Consider the following 19,430-nt stretch of genomic DNA (forward strand, 5'->3'; position numbering starts at 1 on the left):
CGGCAGTTTATCGGGTGTTCGCAAAATATGAAATTTTGACCTTTAAAAAGAAAATGTTTAAAAAGTAGTAAAAGTTCGTTTACTTTGTAGCGCAAAGTGCGTCAAAAACCGTCAATGCACGATTTACTACTGATAGCAAACCAAAGCAAATGAGATTGAGCGCCGGAAACCGGTCGTATACTTTCTTAAAAATATGCAAAAATATCCACATTTCCATTGTTTTAGCTCAAATTTTTCCGCCTACTCTTCGATGCAATTTTTCCGCAAAACCATTCTTGGTGTATTGCTGCTCTGTACTGGCTTCAATGCGGCAGCTCAGGTCATTCAGGCTCCTTCAGCCCCCACGTCGGCCCCCTCTACGCTTCCTTCTGGTATGCCACGCCCCACGCAGGGTCAGGCACCCGCCGGACAGCTTCCGGGACAAACCGGTAACGCCCCCCGCGGTACGCAAGGTACTACGCAACAGGGAACCCGCGGAACAACCGGCACCACCGGCACCACGCAACAGGGCGCAAACCAACAGGGAACCCGGGGCCAAAACGGAACAACCGGGCAAAACGGTACGACCGGCACCAATCAGAACGGGCAGCAAACCGCTCCCGACGGAAGCAGCCAGAATGCCACCGAACAAACCATCGACGACCAGGATGAAACGCAGCTAAAAACGGAAGCCGAACTGTTGCGGGAACGGGAACTGGCCGCCCAACGGCGTAAATTATTTGGGTATCAGCTTTTCAACGATCCGGCCAACGGCAGCGTTTTTCAGCCGAACATCAACATTGCCACACCGAAAGGCTATGTGGTGGGTCCCAATGATCAGTTGAACATCAATATCTACGGTTATTCGGAAGCCGTTTATCAGACCACGGTCAACCCCGACGGGTTTATCTACATCCAGCGGGTGGGGCCGGTTCACGTTTCCGGTCTGACCATCGAACAGGCCCGGGGTCGCATTCTGGACCGGCTGGCGAAAATCTACGTCGGCTTGAAAAGCGGGCCTTACGGCGCGGCCAATACGTACATGATTGTGACGCTGGGTGACATCCGCAGCATCCGGGTGACGGTAACGGGCGAAGCCGTCCGGCCGGGCACCTACACGGTTTCGTCGCTTTCGACGGCCATGAACGTGATTTATCAGGCCGGTGGTCCCAGTGAAATTGGGTCTTTCCGGAACGTTCAGGTGATCCGCAACAACCGGGTTGTGGCCTCGATCGACCTGTATGACTTCCTGACAACCGGGATTCAACGGAACGACATCCGTTTGCAGGACAACGATAACGTACGCTTCCAGACGTTCAAGTCGCACGTTGAAATTAACGGATCGACCAAACGCAACAACATTTTTGAAATGCTGCCCGGCGAACCCATGGCGCGATTGCTCGAACTGGCCGGCGGTTTTAGCAGCAATGCCTATAAAGCCCGCATCAAAGTGACCCGGTTTACGAACCGGGAACTGAAGGTCATCGACGTTGTGGAATCCGATTTTCCAACCTTCCCGATGGAAGATGGTGACCAGGTTGTGGTTGAAGGCGTGTTGGTTCGTTATGAAAACCAGGTCGGTATTCAGGGCGCGGTTTTCCGTCCGGGCATTTATTCGCTGGATCAGAATAAAACCCTGAAACAACTGATTGCCAGTGCCGAAGGCCTGAAAGGAGAAGCCTTTACGGGGCGGATTCAAATTGTTCGCACCCGCGAGGATATGGCGATCGAAAATATCTCCCTAAATTTGGTCGATATTATGAACGGCGTGAAACCGGATGTGGAATTGAAACGGGAAGATCAGGTCATTATTCCTTCCCGCTTCGATATGGCCGAATTTGCCGAAATCAGCATCACCGGGGAAGTGATCACCCCCATCGAGGCTACGCCGTATGTGGCCAACATGACGCTCGAAGATCTGATTCTGCGGGCGGGTGGTTTGAAAGAATCGGCTGCGGCTGCCCAAATTGAAATTGTTCGTCGGAAAAAAGACGTCGATGTTAGTTCAAAATCAGCTCAGGTTTCGGAAATTTTCCGATTCAATGTCGATCGGGATCTCAGCATGAAGTCAACGGATACGCAGTTTCCGCTCTTTCCCTACGATCAGGTTATCGTGCGACGCTCGCCTAATTACCGGATCCAAACCTTTGTCAATGTGGAAGGGGAAGTCGTCATGCCGGGTGAATATCCGGTGGTAACGAAAGACCAGCGCGTTTCAGATCTGGTTAAAATGGCGGGGGGCATTACGCCGTTTGCCTATGTCCAGGGGGCCACCCTGGTTCGGACCATACAGCTTAGTGAGGCTGAAAAGCAGTTGCGCCAGCAAACCATTACCGAACTGGCCGACGATAGCCCAAAGGCGATTGTAAAGCCCGAAGTAACCACCGATGTTACTGAGCAACTGATCGGGATTAGCCTGCAGAAGATTTTAAGTAACCCGGGTTCCCCAGAGGATATGATTCTGGAAGAAGGCGATATTTTACGAATTCCGAAACAACTGGAAACCGTACGGGTTGGTGGAGAAGTGTTGTTACCGACGACGGCGAAATACCGGAGAGGACAAACGTTCCAGGATTACATTTCGCAGGCCGGTGGTTTCACCAGCCGTTCAGCCCGAAAACGCGCTTATGTGGTGTATGCCAACGGGTCGGCCGACCGGACACGCCGGTTTGCCTTCTTCAACGTGTATCCGCGGGTTGAACCCGGCTCCGAAATCATTGTTCCGCAGCAAACCAAAGGCGAATTGACTCCCCAACAGGTCATTTCAAACACCACCGGCGTTCTCAGTTCGATCATGACCTTGATCACGACGGTGTTGGCATTCCGGTTGCTTCGTTAATTCAGACATTAATCGCTTTGGTAATCTGACTTCGTATGGAAACCATTGATTCAAAAAAAACAGACAAAAATCAACTGCCTCCCGATCAGGTATCGCCCAAGGAAGTTGTCAACCGGGTCATCCTGTTCAAAGACCAATTGATCCGCAGTTGGAAACTGCTGGCGATCTTTATGGTGATCGGCGGAGCCATCGGCTTCATCATTGACTTCAATACCGACAAGCGGCCTACCTACACGGGATACATTACGTTTAACCTCGGGGGTGGTTCAAGCCAGGGTGGTTTGGGCGAACTGGGTAACCTGGCCGGCATGTTTGGTCTGGGCGGTGGCGCTCCGGATGCCAACATCTTCACGGGCGAAAACTTCATGTATTACGTGGTTTCCAAACCGATCATCACCCGGTCTTTGCTGAAAGAGGTGGACACAACCGCCAACCACAAAGACCTGATGGTCAACTACTACATCAACAAGAGCGGGATTCGTGACGATGAGTGGGAAGACGACGATACGTTGCGGAACTTCCGCTTTATCCGGGGAAAAGATCCGAAGAATTTTACGCGACTGGAAAACAAGGCGCTGGATGGGGTCTTCAACCGAATCAAAGGCGAGACTTCCATTGCCCAACTCGACCGTAAATCCTCCTTCCTGACCCTCAGAACCGGTATGCACGCGGAAATGCTGGCGGCAACGTGGCTGGATATTCTGCTGGAAACCGTTCAGGAAGACTTTACAGAAAAGCAAAACCGCAAGACCCGAGAAATGCTGGTGCTGATGGAAAACCGCCGGGATTCACTGGGACGTGTTCTGGGTCGGAATGATTCGAACCTGGCCCGCTACATCGACCAGAATCAGCAGGTCGTTGTGGCCGAAGGGCAACTCCAGCAGTCGAAACTAACCCGCAACTCGACCTTTCTGCAACAGCTTTACTACGGGGCCGTTCAAAGTGTCGACAACCTGAAACTCAGTCTGATCAAAGAAGCGCCCCTGTTTACGATTGTTGAACCCGTATCGCTCCCGCTGTTTAAAGAGACCCACGAACCGTTTGCCTTCCAGGCCGGTATTGTCATGGGGCTCATTCTTGGTCTGATCTTCATCTTCCTGAGACAGACTTTCTACAGCATCATGCAGAGCTAATTTTGCCAATGACCCTTCCTCACAAACCGCACGGTTCCTGAGGAAGGGAACTTACTTACACTCTTCATTTATTCAAGTTTGTGAAAACACACGAAGTGGTTATTGAACCCGGCCGGTCGGAGAAGAATTACTGGCGGGATCTCTGGAAAAACCGGGAGTTACTCTATATTCTGTCCATGCGTGACATTTCGGTTCGCTACAAACAAACGATTCTGGGCACCTCCTGGAGTCTGATTCGGCCGCTGATTACGATGATGATTATGTTCTTCGTATTCAGTAAAGTAGCGAAACTGAAAGGCGATCCCGGCATTCCGTATCCACTCATGATTCTAGCCGGTTTAACGATCTGGACGTTTTTTTCCAACTCGTTTACCCAGATCAGCACCAGCATCACGGCCAACTCGAACCTGGTTACGAAAGTATATTTCCCCCGGTTGATCATGCCACTCAGTTCGTCGGTCGTGAGTTTCATCGACTTTCTGGTGGCGCTGGGGCTGTTTGTGGTCCTGACGATCTGGTACCAGTTCTGGCCCGACTGGCACATCCTGTTTCTGCCGTTCTTTATCCTGCTGGCGTTGCTGGCTTCCTTTGCATTTGGTCTTATCTTTGCGGTGCTCAACGTCAAATTTCGGGACATTGGTCAGCTCATACCGTTCATCGTTCAGATCGGTTTTTACGCCTGCCCGATTGCCTACAGCAGCCGGCTGGTGGAAGAAAATGCCGGCGAATGGTGGCACCCGATCTATTACATGAACCCGATGGTTGGCATTATCGACGGATTCAAATGGTCGCTACTGGGCGAAAAAGCCTTTTTCAATCCGACCAGTGTGATTAATTCGGTGGTGATTATCACAATCTTTCTCTTCATCTCCATCTATTTTTTCCGGAAACGGGAAAACTCTTTTGTAGATGACATTTAAAAATTAAGTTGCTGGGTTTCGTTTTGAACAGAAAATGTTTATTTACGTTAGTTAACTGAAAACAAACAACTTACAACGGGCAACTTAGTAAGCTATGGCGGTCATTACAGCAGAAGACATTAGCAAACGATACATTATCGACCACAAACGGGGCAAGGGCAGCACCAGTATCAAGGATGCCCTGGGCGACCAGATGCGGAAGATTTTTAATGGAAAAAAGTCTCCCCATCAGGAGGCCGAACACATTGAACATGAAGATTTTTGGGCACTGAAGGACGTTAATTTCAGCGTCGAACAAGGCGACCGGATCGGAATCGTCGGTCACAACGGGGCCGGCAAGTCCACGTTGCTGAAAGTTCTCAGCAAAATTACCGAACCCACCACGGGCCGGATTCACATCCGGGGCCGCATTGCCAGCCTGCTCGAAGTCGGCACCGGTTTTCACCCCGAGCTGACCGGTCGCGAAAATATTTTCCTCAACGGGGCCATTCTGGGCATGACCCGGGAAGAAATCCGGAAGCAGTTCGATGCCATCGTCGATTTTGGCGGCATCGAGAAATTTCTGGATACGCCCGTCAAGCGGTATTCCTCAGGGATGTATGTCCGGCTGGGATTTGCCATTGCCGCCCACCTCGACCCCGAAATTCTCATCATCGATGAGGTGCTGGCAGTCGGTGATGCCGAGTTTCAGAAGAAAAGTCTGGGAAAGATGCGCGATGTTTCGGCCAGCGGCCGGACCATTCTGTTCGTGAGTCACAACATGACCGCCGTGCAGGCGCTTTGCAACCGGACGCTTTACTTCGAACGCGGCCAACTGATCGAACAGGGCGAAACCAACCAGGTCGTCGCGTCGTACCTGAGCAAAATTTCCAAAACGAAACTGATTCGGGAGTGGAATACGCCGGAAGAAGCTCCCGGCAATGATCTGGTGCGGATCAAGAAAATCGAAATTCTACCCGAATACGTTGACAATCAAATCTTTATCGACGTTCGCACTCCGTTCCGCGTTCGGTTCGAATACTGGAACTTCATGGACAAGGCCAATCTCAACCTGAGCCTTCACATGAACTCCATGACCGGCGAATGTATTTTCAATGTCGGCACACAATCCCAACCGTATTCAAAGGGGCTCATCGCGGGCGAATGCCTGGTGCCGGGCCACTTTCTGAATGATGGGACCTATAATGTCTCCATGATGATTGTAAAAGATACCGTCACTCCGCTGTACAATATGGAAGAAGGACTTATCTTTGACGTTGCCGATTACCGCGACGGTGTGGCATGGTATGGCAAATGGCCAGGCTATGTGCGTCCGCAACTGAAGTTCCACACCGAAATGATGGAAGAAAACATTCTGAATGATTAACATCACCAAGTCGTACCTGCCTCCCCTCGAAGAATACGTCAAGCATCTCGAGGGTATCTGGGAACGGGTCTATCTGACCAACAATGGTCCGCTCGTCCAGCAACTGGAAAAGGAGCTGAAAGCGTATCTTGACATCAATCACCTGCTGTTTTGCGGAAACGGAACCATCGTTTTGCAAATGGCGATCAAGGCATTGGGACTCACCAAAGAGATCATTACCACGCCCTTTTCGTATTGTGCCAGTACGCACGCCATCCTGTGGGAGAACTGCACGCCGGTTTTTGCCGATGTTCGGGAAGATGATTTCACGATCGATCCGCTGAAGATCGAACCGCTGATCACCGAAAACACAGAGGCTATTCTGGCGACCCACGTCTACGGAAATCTCTGCCAGATCGAAGCCATCGAAGCCCTGGCGAAAAAGCACAATTTGAAAGTGATCTACGACGGAGCGCATTCGTTTGGTGCTACCTACAAAGGCAAATCCGCCCTGTCATACGGCGACATCAGTACCTGCAGTTTCCACGCAACGAAGGTATTTCATACCATCGAAGGCGGCCTGGTTACGTGTACTGATGATGCGGTAGCCGAAAAACTTAACCTGTACCGCAGTTTTGGGCACCGTTTCGATGAGTATATCGACATGGGAATCAACGGTAAAAACTCCGAGTTTCATGCCGCGATGGGGCTTTGCAACCTGCCCGTGGTGCCGAAACTGATCGAAGCCCGGAAAGAGCGTTTTGCCCGGTATGATGCACAGTTGAACCTTTCGAAGATCCAACGGCCTGTTATTCAGCCCGAAACCGGCTACAATTACGCCTACTATCCGATTGTACTGGAAACCGAGGCCAAATTGCTGGAAATCAAATCGGCCCTGGAACAGGTGAAGATCAATCCCCGGCGGTATTTTTACCCCTCGCTGAATACCCTGCCATTCCTGAAAACCACCCAGCCCTGTCCCATTTCGGAAAGCATTGCGCTCCGGGCCCTCTGCCTGCCGATGTATCCCGATCTGGAGGAAGAAGTGATTGATCAGGTTTGCGAGATTGTGAATAAATACGTTTGAAAAAAGAATGAAAAATGTAAAATGAAGAATTAGAAATGTAAAAATAGTTTCCACTGTAGCCTTAAACCGGTTATTACTTTTAAATTTTACATTCATCATTTTACATTTTTCATTTATACGCTAATTCACTGCCAGCATTACATCATGACTTTCTTTTACCTGCTTACGTTTGCCCTGTTCGTTGTTTACATTGGCAACACCGCAGCCGGTATCAGCCGACGATCGCTGACCGAGTGGTTGCTGGTTTGCTTCATTCTTTTTGCCGGCAGCGTTATCCTGACCGGGTATTGTCTCTCCGCTCTCTATCTCACCGCCACTACACCGGTTTGGGCGTTTGCCGTTTTCCTGACCGCAACGGTTTTGCGTCTGGTTTTCGGAAGGCTCGTCAATCAGCCACGCTGGTCGGTCGGTTCGTTGCTGCGGGAACGGCGGGAAACGTTTGGCGACTGGTACCGCTCCCTGTCCATCTATTTCAAGGTTCTTTTCACGACCCTGCTGGCAACCTTGGGCGTCATTGCCATCACCAACCTGCTGCTGGTACTGCTCACGCCCCCGAACGAATGGGACAGCATGACCGGCCACCTGAACCGGGTGATGCAATACATCCAGCGCGGCAGTATGCGGCATTTTGGCGGTACGAACTGGAACATCGACACCTACCCCAAAAGCGTCTGTACGATCCAGATTTATTCGTTTCTGATCACCGGCCGCTTCGAAAATGCCTTCAAACTCATTCACCATCTATCCTACTGGATGGCCATTATAGCAGTTTTCGGCATTTCCCAACGCATTGCCCGGAACCTGTCCGCCAGTTTTTTTGCCGCCCTGTGTTACGCCCTGCTGCCCGATTTTCTGATGCAGGCCGTTACGACCGAAACCGATATTGTACTGACAGCCTATCTGGGGAGTTTCCTGTATTTCCTGTTTGCCTACCGCAAGTCGGGAACGGAAACCAACCGCGACGCCCGGTATCTGTACCTGGCCGGTATCGCCTTTGGCATTGCCTACGGCCACAAAGTCACGTTCACGCTGCTGCTGCCGTCGCTGTTCGTCCTGATGATCTACACGGTTTTCTGGGCACCAAGCACCTCGGTCTTTTTCCAGCGACTCAAACACGTCGTACCGGCTTTCATCGTCGGCGTTTGTTTGTGGATGCTGCCGACGGGCTACCTCAAGAACATCGAAGTATTTGGTCATCCCATCGGCCCGCCAACCGCCCTGAAACACCAGTCGGTGGAACGTGCCGGGCCTTTGCGGAATTTGCTCGAACAAGGCAGCCGGAATGTCATTCGCTACGGCTACGATCACATCAACCTCGACGGTTTGCGCAATACGCAATGGGGGCTGGACGCGAATGTGATCATGCGAAAACCGCTGGTTAAACTGGAAGAAGTAACCAAAATGCGGCTGGACGAGGAAACCGACTTTTCGATTTTCCCCTTCGTTTTCAGCCGGCGGTTTGAGTTTTACAACGCCAATCCCTACTGGGGCATCATCGGTTTCGGCCTGATTCTGCCGCTGGTCGCGCTTTCGCTGCTGGGTCTGCTGCGTTCAAAAGCCCACTTTTTCCTGGCGGTTGCCTTTGTGCTGCACTTTCTGGCGCTCTCTTATTCGGCGCCGTATGATCCCTTCAAAGGGCGGTATTTCATCGAAACCGGTTTACTGGGGTCGCTCTTTCTACCCATCCTCTTTACGAACCGCTGGCTCAATATTGTAAATCCGGGCCGGGTGATTCTCAAAACGTATGTGGGTTTCGTCATCATTGTCGGCTGTCTTTCCGCCCTGTTTACGGTTTTCCTGAATGAGCGCTGTTTGCCCTTACCGGCCTACGGTCGACCGTCGGCGTTCAGTGCCGAGCGGATGTATTTACAGATGATGTTCCGCCCCGATAGCTACGTTCCCTACAAACGGTTCGATACGCTGGTGCCCGAAAAGGCGACCGTCGCCCTGGGAACCATCAACGACGATTTTGAATACCCCCTGTACGGCAAAAATCTGTCCCGGCGGCTGATTGTGATCAATCCCTTCGAAAAAGGGGTACAGCCCATCCCGAAAGAAGCGGATTACCTGTTTTTCTCGAAAAACGTCATCAAACCGCAACCGGGCGATGTACGGCTGGGAACCGACACCACTATGACCCACCTGATTGTACCGGGTGAGGATTATTATTTGCGAAAATTAAAGTAGCCCAACTTTCGAAACCAGTTTCCACACATAAAGACGGTTTTTCAAAACCGTTTACCGAGATGACCATTGCCATCATGCAGCCTTATTTTTTGCCTTACATCGGGTATTTGCAACTGATGAACGAGGTCGATAAGTTTATTTTTTACGACGATGTGGCGTTCATCAACCGGGGCTGGGTAAACCGAAACCGGATTCTGGTGAACGGCAAGGATTTTATGCTTACGGTGCCGCTCAAGGATGCCAGCCAGAACAAACGGATTGCCGACATCGACCTGAGCGACGACCCGAAATGGCGGCAAAAACTGCTGCAAACCCTCGGTCAGTCGTATCGGAAAGCACCTTTTTATAAAACGGTATTCCCCTTGCTGGAAAAAATCGTAAACTTGGAAGTTCGAACGATTGCCGAACTGGTTCGTGAAAGTTTTCCATTGCTCAACGATTACCTTGGCATTCAGACGGAACTGGTACCGTCGTCGGATCGGTACAACAACAGCGAACTCCGGGGGCAGGAACGGATTCTGGACATCTGCCTGCAGGAGAAAGCCACGCGATACATCAATCCCATCGGAGGCATGGAACTGTATGACCGGCAGCGGTTTGCCGACGCGGGCATCGAGTTGTTTTTTATTCAGTCGAAACGGGTCGAATACCCCCAGTTTCAGAACGAATTTATACCGTGGCTCTCCATCGCCGACGTGCTGATGTTCAACGACGTACCGACCATGCAGGAGATGCTGAAAGAGTTTGAGTTAATTTAATTTTGAATGAGTGAATGATAGAATAAATGAATAAAACTATTCATCGACCTGATTCCCCGGACATTCTATCATTCACTCATTCTATCATTCAAAATTAAAATATGGCAAAAGTGATCATCTTTGGCGTACTGGATACCGCCGAACTCGCGCATTTTTATTTGACGCATGACTCTGAACACGAGGTGGTTGCGTTTGCCCTCAACCGGGATTATCTGAAAGAAACCGAGTTCAAAGGGCTTCCGGTGGTTGCTTTTGAAGATATTGAAACGGTATATCCCCCCCAGGAATTCAAATTTTTCGCGCCCATGACGGGCCGGAAAATGAACAAAAACCGGGAAAAGATCTACCTCCAAGCCAAAGCCAAAGGGTACGAGTGCATTTCCTACATCAGTTCCAAAGCGACGCTGTTTAACAACCCGATCGGCGAAAACTGCTTTATTCTGGAGGACAACACGATTCAGCCTTTCACGACCATCGGCAACAATGTCGTGCTGTGGAGCGGCAATCACATTGGTCACCACGGACAGATCAAGGATCACGTCTTTTTCACGTCGCACGTCGTTTTGTCAGGTCACTGCGTCGTTGATTCCTACAGCTTTTTCGGCGTCAACAGCACCATCCGCGATTACCTGCACATTGCTGAAGGTACGCTGGTGGGCATGGCCGCAGCCGTCATCAAATCGACCGAAGCCTGGGGTGTTTACATGGGCAATCCCGCCGAAAAACGCCCCATTCCGAGTCATAAAGTCTATTAATCATTTTTCTCTTGACCAGAATCCTTTTTATCGGCCACGATGCCAACCGGGCCGGCGCACAATATTTACTGCTTCACCTGCTGACTTTTTTACGGAAGTCGGGAGTCGAAACGGCCTTGTTGCTGGGGGATGGCGGACCGCTCCTTCCCGACTATGAACGCGTCACCAAAGTCTACGCCGGTTTTGTTCCGCCCGCGCCACCGCAGCCCAATGGCCTGATTACGCGGGCTTTCAAGCGGCTCGGGGTTGGAAATTCGAGCCAGGACAATGACCCCGGAAGCGAACTGTTTGCCGAACTGCTACCGGTTTTACAAGCGCAGTCGTTTGATCTGATCTTTTCAAATACCATCGCCAACGGCGGTTTGTTGCAGCGGCTTCAACCGCTGGGATTGCCCTTTGTTTCCTATGTTCACGAACTGGAAACATCGATTCATATCTATACCAAACCGGATGAACTGCGCTACCAGCTCGACCACGCTACCTTGTTTTTGTGTGGCTCGGATGCAGTTCGTCAGAATCTGATTCAGAATCACGGGCTGGCACCCAAAAAAACCGACGTGCTCAATTCGCTTATCCGCACCGAATCGTTGCTGAGCACGTTGCAAAGCGTGGACCAGCCCGCGATTCGCACCCGGCTGGGCATCCCACTTGATGCCGTGGTCGTGGGCGGTTGCGGCAATGCCGAATGGCGGAAAGGCGTGGATTTGTTCGTCCTGATGGCGCAGCAGGTACTGAAAACGCACCCCGACACCTATTTTGTGTGGATCGGCGTTCCCAAAAAGAGCGAAGAATACCGTCGGTTGACCTACGATTTGGAGCGGATGCGACTGAACGAGCGCGTGATTCTGATCGAACCGGGTGGCGATTACCTGAACTATTTTGCCTGTTTTGACATCTTTACCTTAACCTCACGCGAAGATCCGTATCCGCTGGTGATTCTCGAAGCGGGCCTGAACCGAATCCCGGTTCTGTGCTTCCGCGATTCGGGCGGTAGTCCGGATTTTGTCGGGGAAGATACGGGTTGTCTGGTAGCGTATTCCGATGTTACGGCCCTGGCCGACCTGATCCGGCGGCTGGCTGACGCACCGGACGAACGCAGCCGGGTTGGGGCGATTTTTTACCAGCGGGCCATGAATCACGACGCCGGGGTACTGGTGCCTCGTCTGCTGGCCATTCTTGAAACCGCGTTGAATGAACACACTCCCTAGCATGGTCGTTGGAAACGGTATGATTGCCCGGCGTTTTTCAGCTTTCGACGACCGGGATGACATTCTGATTTTTGCCTCCGGCGTTTCCAATTCCAAGGAAAACCGGGCATCGGCGTTTGACCGCGAGAAAAAGCTCGTGGAAGAATCCATCGCGTCGAACGAAAACCGGCTGTTTGTATATTTCAGTACCTGCAGCGTGACCGACCCCACCGAGCAGGGTTCCCGGTACGTTACCCACAAGCTGTTTCTGGAAGAATATATTGCCGGAAATTGCAAAAACTACCTGATTATCAGAGCCTCGAACGTTGTGGGTAAAACAGACAACCCGCATACGGTGTTGAATTTTTTTGTCAACCGCATCCGAAACCACGAACCGTTCGATGTCTGGCAGGGTGCCACCCGGAACCTGATCGATGTCGATGATGTGTACCGGATTGTGACGGCATACATCGGTCGCGGACCGGGCGAGTGGAATCAGACGATTAATGTGGCCAACCCGTACAGCGTCAAACCGCTGGACATTGTGCAGGCCATCGAAGTGCAACTCGGTTTGAAAGCCCAATACCGGCTAATCGATAAAGGCGAACCGTTTGAAATTGATACCACCAAAAGTGCGGCTGTTTTACAGGACCAACATGCTGATTTTCAGCCCAAACGCTACCTGAAACACCTCTTGCAGAAATATTACGAATGACGCTAGCTTTCACGATTTGTTCGATCAACTACCTCGCCCAGGCCCGAACCCTGGGTGACTCGCTGCGGCAAACCAATCCCGACTGGCAGTATGTGATCGGTTTGGTCGACAAGCTGGATCAGGCCCACCTGCCGCCCGAGCTGGTTCCCGCCTACCCGATGCTGGAAATCGACCAGATCGACATTGAGGATTTTGCGGGCATGTGCGACCGGTACGACATCACGGAGTTGAATACCGCCGTCAAACCGTTTTACATCGACTACTTTTTCAAACACTATTCCGACGCCACCGAGGTCATCTATTTTGACCCCGATATCATTGTTTTTCAGCCGCTTACCCGACTGAAACAGCATTTGAGCGAATACAACCTGGTGGTGACCCCGCACATTTGCCAACCCATCACCGACTGGCTGATTCCCAACGAGTTGAACCACCTGAACACCGGTACCTACAACCTGGGTTTTATTGGATTGCAGAAAAGTGAGGAGTCCAACCGGTTTGTGCAGTGGTGGAAAAAACGGCTGGTGAACGAGTGTCGCATCGACCTCTGCAACGGTTTGTTCGTCGATCAGCACTGGGTGAATTTTGCCCCGATTTACTACGACAAGGTCTGGATTGAAAAGCATCCCGGCTACAATGCCGCATACTGGAACCTCCACGAGCGGTTTTTCTCAGAGCAGGATGGCGTCTGGAAGGTGAACGAAACGGCGGATTTGCAATTTTTCCACTACAGCGGCTACGGGATTCATAAACCGCAGGAAATCTCCAAATACCAGAATCGGTTTACCTTTTCGCAACGCCCGGACGTGGTTCCCTTGTTTGAACTCTACCGGCAGCGACTGTTTGATAATCAGAACGAAACGTACCGGAATTACCCCTGTTTTTACATCAAGCCACCGAAAACACTGTATTACCAAAGCGTCCGAAAAGCCCTGAAATCGCCAATCGATCGCTTGATTTCAGTGCTCGAAAACCGGTGATTAGTTTACGGGTTTACGGTTTACCGTAAACCGAAAACCGAAAAATGAACAAGATACGTAAAAGTCCGCAGGTCGCCTGTGTGGTCATTCCGGTTTATCAATCGTCGCTGACGGCGTATGAACAGATTTCGCTCACGCAGTGCCTGCGGGTGTTGGGTCAGCACCCGATTATTCTGGTAACACCCCGTTCCCTGGATGTGTCGTACCTGACCCAGCCGCATCCGCAACTCCAGGTGCGGACGTTCGACGATGCGTTTTTCAAGGACGTGCAGTCTTACAACCGGCTGATGCTTTCGGAGGACTATTATCAGGCATTCACGGATTTCGAATACATGCTTATTTACCAGTTGGATGCGTTTGTGTTTCGGGATGAACTGACGGAGTGGTGTCGGAAAGGTTACGAGTACATCGGCGCTCCCTGGCTCCGCGACCGCGATTTTGCCGACTGGAAAGACGAAACCGTGTTCAACATCAAGAAAAAAATCGCCATCTGGCTGGATTTGAAGAAAGACGACGGCGTTACCCCGCGCGAAATCACCTCCCTCAACGGGGTGGGCAATGGCGGTTTTTCGCTTCGGAAAATCCCCTCGCTGCTGCGCTGGATTCGTTTTTACAAGAAAAAGATTGCCGATTACGAGAAAATTCATGCGCATCAATACAACGAAGATGTGTTCTGGGGCATTGAAATAAACCGGTATTTCCCCCTGATCAGCGTCCCGGATTTTCGGACGGCACTGCGGTTTTCAGTCGAGTTTTACCCCGAACGCGCCATTCAAACCTATAACAAAGGCCAGTTACCCTTCGGTTGCCACGCCTGGAACATCCACGGAACCGACTACTGGCGGCCCATCTTTGCAACCTATGGCTACACCATCTGATCCGACCCAGCCGACGATCTCGGTGGCGCTTTGCACGTATAACGGCGAAGCGTATCTGGAAACCCAGCTAGAGAGTATCCTGAAACAGAGCCGGTTACCAACCGAACTGGTTGTCTGCGACGACGATTCGACCGACCAGACGCGGGCGATTCTGGAAAAGTTTGCCGCCAAAGCCCCCTTTCCCGTCCAGATCATCCGGAATGCGACCCGCCTGGGATTCAACAAAAATTTTGAAAAAGCCCTGTCGCTTTGCAATGGCGAGTTGATCTTTATCTGCGATCAGGACGACTGGTGGTTGCCCGAAAAAATCGAAACGCTCACCAACTACCTGGTTCAGCATCCAAAGCTTGATCTGGTGTTCAGCAACGCCGTTATTGCCGACACCAGCCTGAACAACACCGGGCGTCTGTTTTGGGATGCCGTGCGGTTTACCGAACCCATCCGCGAGCGGTGGCGCCGGGGCGAAGCGGTGGAAGTGTTGCTGGACGGCAACCGGGTGATGGGCTGCACCTCGGCCCTGCGCCGGCGGTTGCTGACGTCATTTTTACCGATTCCAACCCTGCCCAATTACATTTATGACGGCTGGATGGGTTTGGTGACAGCCGCCAAAGGCACCATCGACTTTTATGAAAAACCGTTGATCTGGTACCGGACCCACGAAAAACAGCAGGTGGGCACGCGTCCGCCGGAGGCCGGAAAACCCGTGCGGTTCAAAGACCGGTTTTCGCGCCCGCACCAGGAGAAACTGGCCCCCTTGATTCGTAAGCACCAGGAATTGAAGGATTTATACACCCTGGTAACCCAACGAATCGCGGCTAAAACACCGGGAATCGAACAGTTTGAACGGCGGCTGGCGCATTATGCCCGACGAAGCACGATGCCCGACGGACGGTTTTCCAGGATCGGTTCGGTCGTTCGGGAACTGGTGGCCGGGAATTACCACCGCTATGCCGATCAGGAAGCGAATCAGTATGCGCCTTTTCTGGCCGCTTTGGGCGATTTAGTAGAGTAACCGACTTATGATGACATTTCTGACCGTTTGCACCATCCGACAACTGCCCCAGGCCCTCGCGCTGGGCGAGAGCCTACAGCAACAGCATCCCGGCGACTCGTTCGTCATTGGGCTTTGCGATGATGCTTCAAACCTGCCGACCGGTTTTCAAATCCCGTATCCGGTGATTTTGATCAGCGATCTGGCGATTCCGGATCTGGCGCAGCTTTCGCAGCAGTATACTCCCGCCGAAATGGTGGCAGCCTGCAAACCGCTGTTTATCAGCCACATCTATAAAAATCAGTTGCAAACCGGCTGGCTCGTCTATCTCGATCCTTCTATTGTTGTGTACCAGCCGCTGACGGATTTGCCAAACCGGTATGCCGATGCGACGCTTTTGCTGACCCCACATCTGCTCAAACCGGTGACGGACAATGCCTTTCCGGACGAAAAATACCTTCAGAATGTCGGTTTATACAGTTCCGGTTTTCTCGGTCTGAAACGTTCCGCCGAAACGGCCCGGTTTCTGGACTGGTGGAATCAGCGGGTGCCGGAACGTGCGTTTGCCCGGCCCTGCGAAGGCATGTATACTGATCAGATCTGGCTGGCGCTCACCCCCGGATTGTTTGAAGGGGTCACGATCGTGAAAAACCCCGGCTGGCACCTCGGCTTATGGAATCTGCACGAACGACCCATTACCGAAAGCAATCCAGTTATTTTTCTGAATTACAAAGGCTTAGCGGATCAGGAAGGCTATTTTCAGGCGCAGGACCGGGTTCGGATTTCAGCCTTCCCGACGATTAAAAAGTGGCTTGGAGACTACCAAACCCGGCTGCGCTTACTTGACCGGAATGGGCTGGAATCGGTTGTGCCGGCCTACGGTCTTCAGCCGTTCAAACCGCCCGTGAAAGGCTGGCGCAAAAAAGCCGTCGAGAGGCTGCGGGAAACCGTTCAGTTTATTGAAACGGTTGATGTTCCCCGAAAAATGTAAGTGCTCAAAAACCCCGTTGCTCATTATTCATTGTCCATTGTTCATTCCTGACTATTCTTTTCTCTATCTTTGTATAGATATTAAAAAAATACAATTGTCCCCGTGATCGGATCAGGACCATTGAGCTATTTTTAAAATCGTATAAAACGAATACGCTATGCTATCGTCATTGAAAGAACTATTTACCTGGCGAAAAATACACCTGATGCGGTATGTCGTCGGTATTTTAATGGTTATTGACGGCTATCCCCTGATTTTCTTTTTTAAGGAAACACTTCGCATTGCACCGGGAAGTACGGCTTTTACGGCCGCTTTTCTGGCGCTGGGCTTCGGATTGATGATTCCATTCCACTTCCTGCGTAAACTCTATCGTCTGAATACCAACCTGTTGAACATGGCTCTGCTTTTTTTTGCCGTGATCATTTTCTACATGGCTTTTTACCGCGATCAGTGGTTCAGAGACGGCACGATGGATACGATTTATTACATCTACGTAGCGTTGTTTTTGTTTCTGCTGATCAATATCCCGAACGACATCATTGAGGTTTTTGTGCCGATTGTAATTGCCTTTACGGTGGTTTCCAACCTGGCCCTGGTGTATGCCCTGATGACCGACCCCACCTGGAACATTGGTCAACGGGCTGCTATTCAGTATGGTGAGGGCGAATACCGATCCGGAAACCCCCACGTTTTTGCCCGAAATGCCCTGATGTGTGTCGTGGCCTGCGGCATTTGGGCGTTCCGGCCCCAAACGGGTTTCATCGTCCGGATTCTGGCCCTGGGCTCTTGTGTTTTCAGCATGGGAATTCTGGTTATGACGCAAACCCGGTCGAGCATCGTGGCCCTGATCCTGATTATCGGACTGTTTTTCATGTTCAATATCCGCCCACGGCAGATCAAAGACGCCGTTCGCGGGTTGACACGCCCGGCGTCGCTGTTGCTGTTTTTCGTGGCATTCATGGGTATTTCTTATTTCATGCGGAAAAACGGCGATTTGATCGCCATCCTCTACGGCTATGCCGTCGCCTTCATTGAACGAAATCTGGAGAACGTATATGCCATTTTGGGGATGAAAGTCCAGAATCAGTTTGCGGCCACCCTGGATGCTTCGGCGGGCAACCGGGCCACCAGTTTTATGTACCTGCAAAACATCCTGCAAGGTCATATTCACGTGATTCTCGTCGGACAGGGCTACAAGTCTACCTACCTGGATGTGCCGCTGATGGAAGCCCTGATCAACCACGGCATTCCCGGTTTTGTAACATTTACGGCCTTCTGTTTCTCGGCCCTCTTCTACAGCCTGAAGACCATCCGCGACAACCCCGATACCCTTTCGACCTTCCTGGCGTACTTCTACATCATGCTGTTCGTCCAGTTGTTTACGAATGGCCGGCCGTACGAAATCTCGTTCTGGCACCCGTTCTGTCTGATGATCCGGTTTGTGGGAATTAGTCACCTCTACTCCCCCAACCTGCTCAATCATCCGGTGGTTAAACCGGCACTCTGAGGCTCTAACCCATCTCTATGAAGATTTTGATTGTTCACAACATCCTGTGGGCACACTATAAAGCAACGGTTTTCAGTGAACTCCATCGGCTGGCTTCGGCCTTTGGCAGCACCGTTCATGTGTTGCAGATTGCTCAAAGCGAACAATCCCGGGCGCTGTTGGGGAAACCGGACCAACTGCCGGATCGATACAGCTACGAATTGCTTTTTGATACCTATATCGAGCAGGTTAGCACTTCCGCCAAAAGCAGGGCACTGGTAAGCCGGATGCGCGCCTACGGTCCTGATGTGCTATTGCTGACGGGTTATTATGACCCCGCCCAGTTGATTCTGATGGCAATTGCCAAACTCAGCGGTATCAAAGTCATCATTCAAACCGAGTCAACGCCCGTCGATCTGGTGCGCAGCGGACCCCGCGAATGGCTGAAAAGGCGCATTATTTCGATGGCCAACGGTTTTTTCTGTTTTGGTACTCCCCAGGCGCAGTACCTGATGCAACTGGGTGCCCGACCGGAACAGATTCTGGTGAAAAACAACGCCGTTGTCGACAACGCCAAATTGCGGCAGGCCTACGAACAGGCTTTCCCGACGCGGTTAGCGAAACAACGGGAGTTGGGGCTAAAACCGGCCAATTTTGTGTACGTCGGTCGGCTGGCTCCCGAGAAAAATCTGACGGCTTTGCTGGATGCCTTTCACAAAGCCCGACAACAGGCCGCGGACCGGAACGATTGGGGTTTGCTGCTGTTGGGCGATGGCAACCAGAAAGCGGATCTTCAAACGCAGATTGAACGGCTTCATCTCCAGGAATGGGTCAAAATTTTACCCAATCAACCCTGGTACCGCGTTCCCGAAACGCTGGCGCTGGCCGATGTGCTGGTGTTGCCCAGTTTGTCGGAACCCTGGGGGCTGGTGGTCAACGAAGCCATGGCCTGCGGTATGCCGGTGGTGGTGTCGGACCGCTGTGGCTGCGCGACCGACCTGGTGAAAAACGGGCAGAATGGCTACGTTTTCGACCCACACCGGCCGGACGAACTGGTGAAAAGCCTGCTGAATTTCATGAATGGTCAGGCCGATCCGAAAGCCATGGGGCGGGTTTCGGCCGACATCATTGCCGGTTTTACCCCGGAAACCGTTGCCCGGGAAATGCTGGCCGGATTTGTGAAAGTGACCCGTACTTAG

The 19,430-nt window shown here is 51.7% G+C and carries 16 protein-coding genes; all 16 read left to right on the forward strand.

Going from position 1 to position 19,430, the window contains the following annotated elements; translation table 11 throughout:
• The first annotated feature begins 250 nt into the window (after window positions 1–250).
• A complete protein-coding gene (locus DUE52_RS09770) occupies window positions 251–2,818 on the forward strand; it encodes a polysaccharide biosynthesis/export family protein (protein ID WP_114405822.1) in 2,568 nt (855 codons plus the stop codon).
• A 35-nt stretch (window positions 2,819–2,853) separates the two neighbouring features.
• Window positions 2,854–3,951 (forward strand): hypothetical protein, encoded by a 1,098-nt coding sequence (locus tag DUE52_RS09775; protein WP_114405823.1) that lies wholly within the window; start codon window positions 2,854–2,856, stop codon window positions 3,949–3,951.
• An 80-nt stretch (window positions 3,952–4,031) separates the two neighbouring features.
• Entirely contained in the window at window positions 4,032–4,871 is an 840-nt protein-coding gene (locus DUE52_RS09780) for an ABC transporter permease (RefSeq protein WP_114405824.1), read from the forward strand.
• A gap of 94 nt (window positions 4,872–4,965) precedes the next feature.
• Complete coding sequence (locus tag DUE52_RS09785; protein ID WP_114405825.1) at window positions 4,966–6,237, forward strand: ABC transporter ATP-binding protein; 1,272 nt, start codon at window positions 4,966–4,968, stop codon at window positions 6,235–6,237.
• Entirely contained in the window at window positions 6,230–7,303 is a 1,074-nt protein-coding gene (locus DUE52_RS09790; protein ID WP_114405826.1) for a DegT/DnrJ/EryC1/StrS family aminotransferase, read from the forward strand. Before DUE52_RS09785 ends, DUE52_RS09790 begins: the two co-directional genes overlap by 8 nt.
• A gap of 144 nt (window positions 7,304–7,447) precedes the next feature.
• On the forward strand, window positions 7,448–9,490 hold the full coding sequence (locus DUE52_RS09795; RefSeq protein ID WP_114405827.1) for an ArnT family glycosyltransferase: 2,043 nt from the start codon (window positions 7,448–7,450) through the stop codon (window positions 9,488–9,490).
• Between the two features lie 59 nt (window positions 9,491–9,549).
• The gene (locus DUE52_RS09800) at window positions 9,550–10,248 is read left to right on the forward strand and encodes a WbqC family protein (protein ID WP_114405828.1); all 699 of its coding nucleotides are present in this window, start codon (window positions 9,550–9,552) and stop codon (window positions 10,246–10,248) included.
• Window positions 10,249–10,349: 101 nt separating this feature from the next.
• Window positions 10,350–11,003, forward strand: coding sequence for an acetyltransferase (locus DUE52_RS09805; RefSeq protein WP_114405829.1), 654 nt, complete (start codon window positions 10,350–10,352; stop codon window positions 11,001–11,003).
• An 11-nt stretch (window positions 11,004–11,014) separates the two neighbouring features.
• Window positions 11,015–12,211: a glycosyltransferase family 4 protein gene (locus DUE52_RS09810; RefSeq protein ID WP_114405830.1), complete on the forward strand. Its 1,197-nt coding sequence runs from the start codon at window positions 11,015–11,017 to the stop codon at window positions 12,209–12,211.
• Window positions 12,195–12,905: an NAD-dependent epimerase/dehydratase family protein gene (locus DUE52_RS09815; protein ID WP_229312125.1), complete on the forward strand. Its 711-nt coding sequence runs from the start codon at window positions 12,195–12,197 to the stop codon at window positions 12,903–12,905. Before DUE52_RS09810 ends, DUE52_RS09815 begins: the two co-directional genes overlap by 17 nt.
• Window positions 12,902–13,885 carry a glycosyltransferase family protein gene (locus DUE52_RS09820; RefSeq protein WP_114405832.1) on the forward strand — a complete coding sequence of 328 codons (984 nt, stop codon included), beginning with the start codon at window positions 12,902–12,904 and terminating at the stop codon, window positions 13,883–13,885. The genes DUE52_RS09815 and DUE52_RS09820 overlap by 4 nt, the downstream gene beginning before the upstream one ends.
• A gap of 44 nt (window positions 13,886–13,929) precedes the next feature.
• Window positions 13,930–14,763, forward strand: coding sequence for a DUF5672 family protein (locus DUE52_RS09825; RefSeq protein ID WP_114405833.1), 834 nt, complete (start codon window positions 13,930–13,932; stop codon window positions 14,761–14,763).
• The gene (locus DUE52_RS09830; protein ID WP_114405834.1) at window positions 14,747–15,775 is read left to right on the forward strand and encodes a glycosyltransferase family 2 protein; all 1,029 of its coding nucleotides are present in this window, start codon (window positions 14,747–14,749) and stop codon (window positions 15,773–15,775) included. The genes DUE52_RS09825 and DUE52_RS09830 overlap by 17 nt, the downstream gene beginning before the upstream one ends.
• 7 nt (window positions 15,776–15,782) lie before the next feature.
• Window positions 15,783–16,745 (forward strand): hypothetical protein, encoded by a 963-nt coding sequence (locus DUE52_RS09835; RefSeq protein WP_114405835.1) that lies wholly within the window; start codon window positions 15,783–15,785, stop codon window positions 16,743–16,745.
• Between the two features lie 157 nt (window positions 16,746–16,902).
• A complete protein-coding gene (locus DUE52_RS09840) occupies window positions 16,903–18,252 on the forward strand; it encodes an O-antigen ligase family protein (RefSeq protein ID WP_133299804.1) in 1,350 nt (449 codons plus the stop codon).
• A gap of 17 nt (window positions 18,253–18,269) precedes the next feature.
• Entirely contained in the window at window positions 18,270–19,430 is a 1,161-nt protein-coding gene (locus DUE52_RS09845; protein WP_114405837.1) for a glycosyltransferase family 4 protein, read from the forward strand.

The sequence above is a fragment of the Larkinella punicea genome (assembly GCF_003334855.1).
In the GTDB taxonomy this organism is placed as follows: Bacteria; Bacteroidota; Bacteroidia; order Cytophagales; family Spirosomataceae; genus Larkinella; species Larkinella punicea.

Excerpts from the sequence above, each read along its gene's own strand:
- DUE52_RS09845 (WP_114405837.1), top strand. The coding sequence starts at position 18,270 with ATGAAGATTTTGATTGTTCACAACATCCTGTGGGCACACTATAAAGCA.
- DUE52_RS09790 (WP_114405826.1), top strand. The coding sequence starts at position 6,230 with ATGATTAACATCACCAAGTCGTACCTGCCTCCCCTCGAAGAATACGTC.
- DUE52_RS09820 (WP_114405832.1), top strand. The coding sequence starts at position 12,902 with ATGACGCTAGCTTTCACGATTTGTTCGATCAACTACCTCGCCCAGGCC.
- DUE52_RS09800 (WP_114405828.1), top strand. The coding sequence starts at position 9,550 with ATGACCATTGCCATCATGCAGCCTTATTTTTTGCCTTACATCGGGTAT.
- DUE52_RS09805 (WP_114405829.1), top strand. The coding sequence starts at position 10,350 with ATGGCAAAAGTGATCATCTTTGGCGTACTGGATACCGCCGAACTCGCG.
- DUE52_RS09830 (WP_114405834.1), top strand. The coding sequence starts at position 14,747 with ATGGCTACACCATCTGATCCGACCCAGCCGACGATCTCGGTGGCGCTT.
- DUE52_RS09815 (WP_229312125.1), top strand. The coding sequence starts at position 12,195 with ATGAACACACTCCCTAGCATGGTCGTTGGAAACGGTATGATTGCCCGG.
- DUE52_RS09825 (WP_114405833.1), top strand. The coding sequence starts at position 13,930 with ATGAACAAGATACGTAAAAGTCCGCAGGTCGCCTGTGTGGTCATTCCG.
- DUE52_RS09835 (WP_114405835.1), top strand. The coding sequence starts at position 15,783 with ATGATGACATTTCTGACCGTTTGCACCATCCGACAACTGCCCCAGGCC.
- DUE52_RS09840 (WP_133299804.1), top strand. The coding sequence starts at position 16,903 with ATGCTATCGTCATTGAAAGAACTATTTACCTGGCGAAAAATACACCTG.
- DUE52_RS09775 (WP_114405823.1), top strand. The coding sequence starts at position 2,854 with ATGGAAACCATTGATTCAAAAAAAACAGACAAAAATCAACTGCCTCCC.
- DUE52_RS09785 (WP_114405825.1), top strand. The coding sequence starts at position 4,966 with ATGGCGGTCATTACAGCAGAAGACATTAGCAAACGATACATTATCGAC.
- DUE52_RS09795 (WP_114405827.1), top strand. The coding sequence starts at position 7,448 with ATGACTTTCTTTTACCTGCTTACGTTTGCCCTGTTCGTTGTTTACATT.
- DUE52_RS09770 (WP_114405822.1), top strand. The coding sequence starts at position 251 with ATGCAATTTTTCCGCAAAACCATTCTTGGTGTATTGCTGCTCTGTACT.